The organism is Peribacillus sp. P4_C12, from assembly GCF_056402095.1.
This window is the reverse complement of the sequence record NZ_JBFUIB010000156.1, coordinates 1-7,653: the sequence shown is the minus strand read 5'-3', so window position 1 is coordinate 7,653 and position 7,653 is coordinate 1. Positions and strand designations below refer to the sequence as shown.

Annotated in this window: 10 protein-coding genes; 7 read left to right on the top strand and 3 right to left on the bottom strand. The window is 40.5% G+C overall.

All coding sequences use genetic code 11. The annotated features are described in order from the left end of the window. From AC1DUW_RS16955 to AC1DUW_RS16935, 5 genes are all read left to right on the top strand, one after another. On the top strand, positions 1 to 671 hold a 671-nt coding region (locus AC1DUW_RS16955), incomplete at its 5' end, for a phosphotransferase family protein (RefSeq protein ID WP_477643026.1). 4 nt (positions 672 to 675) lie between these two features. Further along, positions 676 to 1,434, top strand: coding sequence for a 2-phosphosulfolactate phosphatase (locus tag AC1DUW_RS16950; protein WP_053345117.1), 759 nt, complete (start codon positions 676 to 678; stop codon positions 1,432 to 1,434). Between the two features lie 36 nt (positions 1,435 to 1,470). Then, positions 1,471 to 2,250, top strand: a complete 780-nt coding sequence (locus AC1DUW_RS16945; RefSeq protein WP_053345118.1) for an SDR family NAD(P)-dependent oxidoreductase — start codon at positions 1,471 to 1,473, stop codon at positions 2,248 to 2,250. A gap of 16 nt (positions 2,251 to 2,266) precedes the next feature. Beyond that, a complete protein-coding gene (locus AC1DUW_RS16940) occupies positions 2,267 to 3,046 on the top strand; it encodes an enoyl-CoA hydratase/isomerase family protein (RefSeq protein WP_477643025.1) in 780 nt (259 codons plus the stop codon). A gap of 15 nt (positions 3,047 to 3,061) precedes the next feature. Then, positions 3,062 to 4,039 carry a quinone oxidoreductase family protein gene (locus AC1DUW_RS16935; RefSeq protein ID WP_053345120.1) on the top strand — a complete coding sequence of 326 codons (978 nt, stop codon included), beginning with the start codon at positions 3,062 to 3,064 and terminating at the stop codon, positions 4,037 to 4,039. 88 nt (positions 4,040 to 4,127) lie between these two features. Here AC1DUW_RS16935 and AC1DUW_RS16930 read toward each other — a convergent pair whose 3' ends face one another. Next, entirely contained in the window at positions 4,128 to 4,463 is a 336-nt protein-coding gene (locus tag AC1DUW_RS16930) for a DUF3905 domain-containing protein (protein ID WP_053345121.1), read from the bottom strand. A 122-nt stretch (positions 4,464 to 4,585) separates the two neighbouring features. Between AC1DUW_RS16930 and AC1DUW_RS16925 the strand changes: the two genes are divergently transcribed. Beyond that, the gene (locus tag AC1DUW_RS16925; protein ID WP_056530653.1) at positions 4,586 to 4,744 is read left to right on the top strand and encodes a hypothetical protein; all 159 of its coding nucleotides are present in this window, start codon (positions 4,586 to 4,588) and stop codon (positions 4,742 to 4,744) included. Further along, positions 4,744 to 4,890, top strand: a complete 147-nt coding sequence (locus tag AC1DUW_RS16920) for a hypothetical protein (protein ID WP_169787512.1) — start codon at positions 4,744 to 4,746, stop codon at positions 4,888 to 4,890. Before AC1DUW_RS16925 ends, AC1DUW_RS16920 begins: the two co-directional genes overlap by 1 nt. A gap of 42 nt (positions 4,891 to 4,932) precedes the next feature. Here the strand turns inward: AC1DUW_RS16920 and AC1DUW_RS16915 are convergent, their stop codons facing one another. Both AC1DUW_RS16915 and AC1DUW_RS16910 read right to left on the bottom strand, forming a co-directional pair. Then, the gene (locus AC1DUW_RS16915; protein WP_477643024.1) at positions 4,933 to 6,693 is read right to left on the bottom strand and encodes a B12-binding domain-containing radical SAM protein; all 1,761 of its coding nucleotides are present in this window, start codon (positions 6,691 to 6,693) and stop codon (positions 4,933 to 4,935) included. Between the two features lie 215 nt (positions 6,694 to 6,908). Beyond that, a partial coding sequence (locus AC1DUW_RS16910; protein WP_477643023.1) for an acyltransferase family protein occupies positions 6,909 to 7,653 on the bottom strand: 745 nt, incomplete at its 5' end.

Sequence of the window (7,653 nt, the reverse complement as noted above, 5' to 3'; positions counted from 1 at the left end):
CTTCAGAGAGGTGTCGTCAGCTTTCTTATGTCATGGTTAATCAGCTTGCTGACCTCCATTCAATTCCATATGAGAAAACGGGATTAGCGGAAATCTCCAAGCCTGAAGGGTTTATCGAGAGACAAGTACACGGTTGGATTTCCCGATATGAGCGGGCAAAGACAGATGAAATCAAAGAAGTAGGGCCACTTATCGATTATTTGCAAAAGAATATACCTCAGTATAGCCAAACTTCCATTATCCATTATGACTACAAGATTAATAATGCAATGTTTAACCAAAACCTAAGCGAAATGGTAGGATTATTTGATTGGGAAATGTCCACCGTTGGCGATCCGCTGGCAGATTTAGGAGTTGCTTTGAGCTATTGGACTGAAAGCAGTGACCCAGAATTGATTAAATTCGGTTTGGGACAAGCGTCAGTTACAACCTTGGATGGTTTTCTGACCCGACAAGAATTTATTGAAGCCTATGCAGTGAGAAGTGGCAGGAGTGTTTCCAACATCGATTTTTATTTAACCTTTGGATACTTTAAGTTAGCTGTCATCCTTCAGCAAATCTATTATCGTTATAATAAAGGACAGACCAATGATCTCCGCTTTTCTAAACTTGGAACAACGGTCAAAAGCTTAATCATCCATGCAGCTCATGTTGCGGCGAAGGAAGCTTGAGAATATGGGACATATACAAAACATACATTTGCTATTAAAAAAAGAAGAGATAGATAGGGAAAAGCTTTTAGAAGGAGAGAAAGTGGCCATCATCCTGGATGTTTTATTAGCGACTACAACTATCATTTCATCTCTTCATAATGGAGCCCGACAAGTAATTCCTGTCCTTAACCCTGTAGACGCCCTATTGAGAAGCAAGGAATTGGATCATGAGGATTATATATTGGCAGGAGAACTTAAAGCTAAGCCGGTTGAGGGATTCATGTATCCGAGTCCGACGCTTTTGAGTAAATTAGTTCTCAATAAAACGCTTGTATTATCTACGACTAATGGGACGGTTGCAATGAGAAACTCTGCTGCAGCCAAAAAGGTGTATATAGCGTCCTTGTTAAATAATCCCTCTGTTGCTGAAAAAATAAAAAAAGATCATCAGACCGAAACGATTATTATCGTTTGTTCGGGGAATTCGGGTGAATTTAGTTTGGAAGACTTTTACGGAGCAGGCCATTTGATAGAGTGCTTGATTACTGGAGCACAAGGAACGTTCAGTCTGAATGATGCAGCAATTGCTGCTTGCACTTTTTATCAGACGAATACCGACAATACTTTTGATATTCTTCAATCATCACATGTCGGGCAGCTGTTTGATAAACATGAATTGATTGATGATTTGAAATTGGCTTCTCAAAAAGGTTCGATAAATCTTGTTCCTGAGTTGATAGATGGGAGAATCGAAGCTGAATTGAAAAGGCAGGAAACGTAATAACATGTTATCAAATTCAGTTGAAGAGGTGAAGGAATGAGGTTTTTACAGTCAATAGCGGTGGTAACAGGTGCAGGATCTGGAATTGGAAAGGCTACAGCAATGCGCTTATCGGACGAAGGAGCAAAGGTTTTATTAGTGGGCCGGACGAAAGGAAAGCTGAAGGGAGTAGCTGCTGAAATCAATGCCCGGCACACAATTCCCGTGGCCGATATTTTTCCTGCAGATGTGACGGAAGAGGAAGATATAAAAGAGTTGGCGCTGTATGTAAAAGAACAATATCGGGATCTTCATATTTTAATCAACAACGCAGGTGGATCGAAATCCTCGAAGCTTTTGGATACCTCTACAGATGATTGGGATATGATTCAAGATGTCAATTTAAAAAGTGTCTTTCTTGTTTCGAAGTACTTAGGAAAAGTGATGGAAGAAGGTGCTAGAAATGGGAATGGTGACTCCGTTAACCGGGCAATCGTGAATGTTGCTTCACTCTCAGGACATCAGGCTGGAGCGTTTATCCCACATTACAGCTCCGCTAAAGCAGGAGTAATCAGTTTGACTAAATCTCTAGCACTGGAATTAGCTGGAGTTGGCATACGTGTCAATTCCGTATCACCTGGGTTTATTGAAACACCCTTAACAGAGGATGGTCTGCAGAATGAAAAATTCGTAAAGTCCATTCAACGGAACACGGCTCTGGAAAGAGTAGGTAAAGCGGAGGAAATTAGTAATGTCATTACGTTTGCTGCTTCGCCGGAAGCTTCCTATATGACAGGAACCGACATCTTGGTCGACGGCGGCTGGTTGATTAAGTAGAAAAGGGGATGGGTAAATGTTAAAAGAACACTTATTAACAGAAGTAAATAATAATGTATTAATCGTGACTTTGAATCGTCCTGAACGCTTGAATGCCTTTAGCCCAGATATGATCTCAAACTTAACGAAAACGATTACCGATGTTAAGCACAAGCCTCATATAAGGGCCGTTGTCATCAAAGGGGCTGGACGTTCTTTTACTGCAGGAGGAGACGTTAAGTCGATGGGGCAAGCCTCGGCAGGACAATTGTATGATCATGTTGGTAAAATGAATGATTGCATTTTGGCGATGGATTCTTCTGAGGTTCCTATTATTGCTGCAGTTCATGGATTTGCGGCAGGAGCTGGTTTCAATTTGGCACTCGCATGCGATTTAATTGTGGCTTCTGATGATAGTCAATTTGCTATGAGTTTTTCACAGGTGGGCTTGATTTCAGACGGAGGAGGTTCGTACTTTTTACCAAAATTAGTAGGTCCTCATCTTGCAAAGCAGCTCTTCTTTTCGGCTGAACCGATTTCGGCCGAGCGCTTATATCAGTTAGGTGTCATTAATTATTTATTTCCACTAAATCAACTAGAAGAAGAAACGTTGAAACTTGCTGACAACCTTGCCAATGGACCGACAAAGGCATTTGGAATGATGAAAAAACTCGTTAGTCATTCATTTACAGCCACACTAGATGAAATACTCGAACAGGAACGAATTACCCAAACCTTGATGKCGTCTACAGAAGATCATCTAGAAGGAGTAGCGGCATTCAAAGAAAAGCGTAAACCTGAATTTACTGGAAACTAACAAGGGGGAACAGTGATGAAAGCCATTCAATTTGAAGAATACGGTGGACCGGAAGTACTGAAAATGACTGATAAAGAAAAGCCGGTGCCAACTGGACATGAAGTGCTGATTGAAATTGACTGTGTCGGCGTTAATTATGCCGATACAGCGAGAAGGGAAGGGCAATATGTGGTTCCTACACCACTACCTTTCATACCAGGTGCGGAAATAGCTGGAGTGGTGGTGGAGGTTGGTGAAGAAGTAACCAAAATCAAACCGGGGACAAGGGTCGTGAGTCTGATTGAAGCGGGAGGGTATGCCGAATATGCCTTATCGGATGAATTCTCTGCAATTCCTCTTCCTGATGTGATTCAGTTCCATGAAGCTGTTGCCTTACCACTCCAAGGGTTAAGTGCCTATCACATTATAAAAACGATGGGACGCCTGCAAAAGGGTGAAACGGTGCTTGTCCATGCAGCTGCAGGTGGCGTTGGAACGATTGCGGTCCAGCTTGCCAAAATCTTCGGGGCTGGAAAAGTAATTGCCACCGCAAGTACTGAGGAAAAGCTGACGCTAGCTAAGAAGCTGGGGGCCGATATTCTCATCAATTACACCAAAGAAGGTTGGGAGCAGGAAGTGCGTGAAGCCACTGGAGGAAAGGGTGTCGACGTCGCACTGGAAATGGTTGGTGGAGACATATTCAATAAAACACTGAAATGTTTGGCTCCATTTGGCAGACTTGTTGTTTTTGGTAATGCTAGCCGTGAGGCATATACGATGAACCCACAGGTTTTAATGCGCCGTAATCAATCTGTGGTAGGTTTTTTCCTGCCGCAGATTATGAAAAAACCAGATTTGCTGCTACCGAGCATCAAAGAGCTCTTTTCTTACGTAGCGTCAGGAAAGCTAACGCTGACTATCGGAGGTATTTATCCGTTTGAACAGGCTGCTGATGTACATGGAGAAATGAACTCACGCCAAACAAAAGGAAAGTTGATTTTGCAGGTTAAATAAGGAAGGAGGGTGTACCGGACTTACCGGGGACACCCTTATTTTATGTGGGTATTACTAGTGAATTTTGGCTATATGACTTGTGAGTCATTTAATCCGTTTTAATACTCACATCTTTATCAGGATGCATGAAAGGGGCATTTGGGGCTCTTTTTGCCTCTAACAGTTCGCGGTTTTCAGTTGAGTTCCATCCAATATCATTAGTTGGGTGTATCCATTCGTCTCCAGCCATGATTTCTGGGTCTGTATCTTCGCTCCAATTTTCGAGTGGTGAGTTTTCTGATGCATATTTGCTGTCCCCAATGACGACTCCATACTCATTAACAAAAGGAGCTTGCGGTTTTATCCCGGTACCTTTAAAGCTCGGTGCGTTAATTTGGTGAGGTTGGGTATCATCCATTATTGGATTATCCAATTTTCTTTTCATAAAGTATCTCCCTTTCGTTTTAGGGTTATTTTACTCGACTACCCATATAATATCCCTGAATAATTTTAAGCGGAATTACCCCATTCTAAAAAGTAAAACTTTTTAAAAAAGGTGGAATGAACATGAAACGGAAAGCCAATGTAGATGGAGCAATCAAAGCAAGTACGACGCCAAAGAAAAACCAAGCAGTAGAGGAATATTCAAATGAATTCGCAGTTGAAGAAAACGCCATGAAAGGTGCCAACCGTAATTCAAAGCAAGGCAGAAAAGGTAGAAGTTAATGGATAAAAACAAACGCAACTCTCAAGAAAAACGGGTTGAAGAAATTGTACGAACGGAATTCGGAATGGAATTCAGTGGTGATATGAATGCATCCAAGATCTATGAAATATTGTCTACAGAAAATAAAAAACGTGAAAATAAATAGAGAATAAAGGACGGACCCTTTTTGGGATCCGTCCTTTATTCATTATAAAATGATGCTATCAGATTTTGAAAGAGAAAAAATGGATGAGCCTTTTCCGCTCGGATCAAAATAAGCAAGCATAATCGATGGTTTATTAACAATTGTTCCATCTGCTAAATATGTTTCTAAATCAAAAGGAAGTTCTTCAAGTAATGTGTGTTTGTGAATTTCTTTTTCATTTAGTCCCAAGGCAATGAAAGAAGATCCAAGATGTTCAGGTTTGTTTAGAATTTCTTCATAAATCTCTTTGCGCCCTTGTTTATCAAGAGAAGCATCCCACCATGGTTTACGTGGTTTGTATTTTTGATTCATGAAATAATCCAATTTCATGAGTCCGATAATGGCTTTTAAATCAGCTGATTCTCTGGAAGATAAAAACTGCTGTAATCGACGGAACAAGTCTTCAAGTTGATGTCCGATTCGTGACCAGCCTTGTTCATCCCAGAAGGTACCAAATTCTTGGAAAAAGTCGAATGGTGAATTAAACACCGATTCAACCAGAAACTCTGTCGTATGATCCATTCTGTGATCGTTCCAGTATTTTTCAAGCACATCTTCAACTTGTTTAATACGGACAATGTCGTCAAAGGACAAAACATTATTCCCAAGAATTTCATAAGGAGCATGATCACTGTAAATATAGTCGTGATCATTGGCACGTATCCGTAGGCCTGTACCACGCAGCATTTTTAAGAAACCAAGCTGCATTTCTTCGGGCCTTAGTTCGAAAACATCATTGAAGGTCTTCCTGAATGAATGATAGTCTTCCTCAGGCAAACCAGCAATCAAGTCAAGATGCTGATCAATTTTTTGACCGTCTTTGACCATGGTGACTGTCCGTGTTAGTTTTTCGAAATTTTGTCTTCTCATGACCAAATCATTTGTATGATCATTCGTCGATTGTACGCCGATTTCAAATCGGAACAACCCGGCTGGTGCATGATCATTCAAAAACTGGATAACTTCCGGACGCATGATGTCCGCTGTGATTTCGAATTGGAAAACCACTCCAGGATGATGTTCGTCAATTAAAAATTGAAACATATCCATTGCATAACTCCGGCTGATATTGAAGGTACGGTCAACGAACTTAATAGTTTTTGCACCATTTTCCATAAGGTACCTAATATCTTCTTTGATCTTTTCCCGATCAAAATACCGGACACCTACTTCGATAGATGAAAGACAAAATTGACAGCTAAACGGACAACCACGGCTTGTTTCGATATAGGTGACACGTTTGGATAGCTCGTCGCGGTCTTCTTCCAATCGATAAGGGGTAGGGAGGGATTTCAAATCCACCTTGCCATTCTGTGGCTGAATAACTTTTTTTCCATCCTGTCGATAGGCAATCCCACCGACTTTTTTATAATCGTTAGCACCTTCAATTTCAGATAAAAGAGCTTTGAAAGTAACTTCTCCCTCGCCAATTACGATAAAATCAGCTCCGGGAATCTGGTCAAGCCATTCACCAACATCATATGTGACTTCAGGTCCGCCGAGAATGATAACCAATTCAGGATTGATTTTTTTCAGCATTGCCACGACTTTCATTGTTTCCTCGATGTTCCAAATATAGCAGCTGAACCCGATGACATCAGGTTTTTTGGAATAAAGGTCGCCTACGATGTTCATAATCGGGTCTTTTATCGTATATTCTGCCAGCTGTACATCATAATCTGGCTGAGCATAAGCTTTTAAATATCGGATGGATAGCGATGTATGGATGTATTTTGCGTTAAGAGTACTGATTATTATATTCATGTTAAAGGGCGTAAAAGAAACGCCTGGCTCCTTTCGTGTACATGTCTTTTTAAGCCAACAAGCACTAACGAGTAATTTTACCATAGCCTGCTCCATTTGAAAAATGCGTTATTATTAATGAAGGGGAATCTATTGCCTTTGCTTTTGGCTTGTAAATTGGAATGGAATTATGTTTGAAAAAACGGATAAAGCAGAAACTGCTTTATCCGTTTTTTTCAAAATGCTTGTTTAATATACTCTTTTGTTTTAGTCATGAAACGTTTTGTTTTGGTTGCTTTCAATTCGATAATTGGCTGGGCCATTGTAGCAATCATTTGGCTTGACAATAACAYAGTGATCAAGAATGAGAGGCCAGCAAGCATGATAAAACTCTCTGTATTACTGAAGTAGTCTTGTATGGTGCTTTCACGGAAGAAACGAATGAAGAAGCCGTGTAGCAGATACACATATAAAGTTTGTTTACCCCAATTGGTAAAGAAATATTGTCCGCGTGGGATGAAGGATAGAAAGCTAAACACTGAAATTATGCTCAATCCATAAAATCCCAGTCGCTTAAACATGGACACGATTGTCGCATCTTCAAGCTCGGCATAGGGTTTCGAACCGAGCAGCCATTTATAATTGATATCGGTATTTAAATAAAAGCCGATAAAAATCACTAACATGACACCAAGTGAAGCCAAACGAACTTTGGGTGTGAATAACTTTTTTAAATGATCTTTGCTTAAATGGTAACCGATTAAAAACATCGGGAAAAAAACGAATGTCCTTGAGAGACTAAGGTAATTGGAGATATTGTCAATATACCCAATTAATAAAGCGATTAAAATAGATAAACCTATGCCTACTGAAGGCTTTAGCTTTGAAAAACCAAGTAGCATGATGTTCCAACAGAATAAACTGATCAAGAACCAAAGCGACCACTGAGGATCAAGCAAGTCTACTGTGAGGGCAGTACGT

What these genes read in the sequence shown, in the direction of transcription:
- AC1DUW_RS16945 (WP_053345118.1), top strand. Translation starts at nt 1,471, where the DNA reads ATGAGGTTTTTACAGTCAATAGCGGTGGTAACAGGTGCAGGATCTGGA.
- AC1DUW_RS16920 (WP_169787512.1), top strand. Translation starts at nt 4,744, where the DNA reads ATGGATAAAAACAAACGCAACTCTCAAGAAAAACGGGTTGAAGAAATT.
- AC1DUW_RS16950 (WP_053345117.1), top strand. Translation starts at nt 676, where the DNA reads ATGGGACATATACAAAACATACATTTGCTATTAAAAAAAGAAGAGATA.
- AC1DUW_RS16925 (WP_056530653.1), top strand. Translation starts at nt 4,586, where the DNA reads ATGAAACGGAAAGCCAATGTAGATGGAGCAATCAAAGCAAGTACGACG.
- AC1DUW_RS16935 (WP_053345120.1), top strand. Translation starts at nt 3,062, where the DNA reads ATGAAAGCCATTCAATTTGAAGAATACGGTGGACCGGAAGTACTGAAA.
- AC1DUW_RS16930 (WP_053345121.1), bottom strand. Translation starts at nt 4,463, where the DNA reads ATGAAAAGAAAATTGGATAATCCAATAATGGATGATACCCAACCTCAC.
- AC1DUW_RS16915 (WP_477643024.1), bottom strand. Translation starts at nt 6,693, where the DNA reads ATGAATATAATAATCAGTACTCTTAACGCAAAATACATCCATACATCG.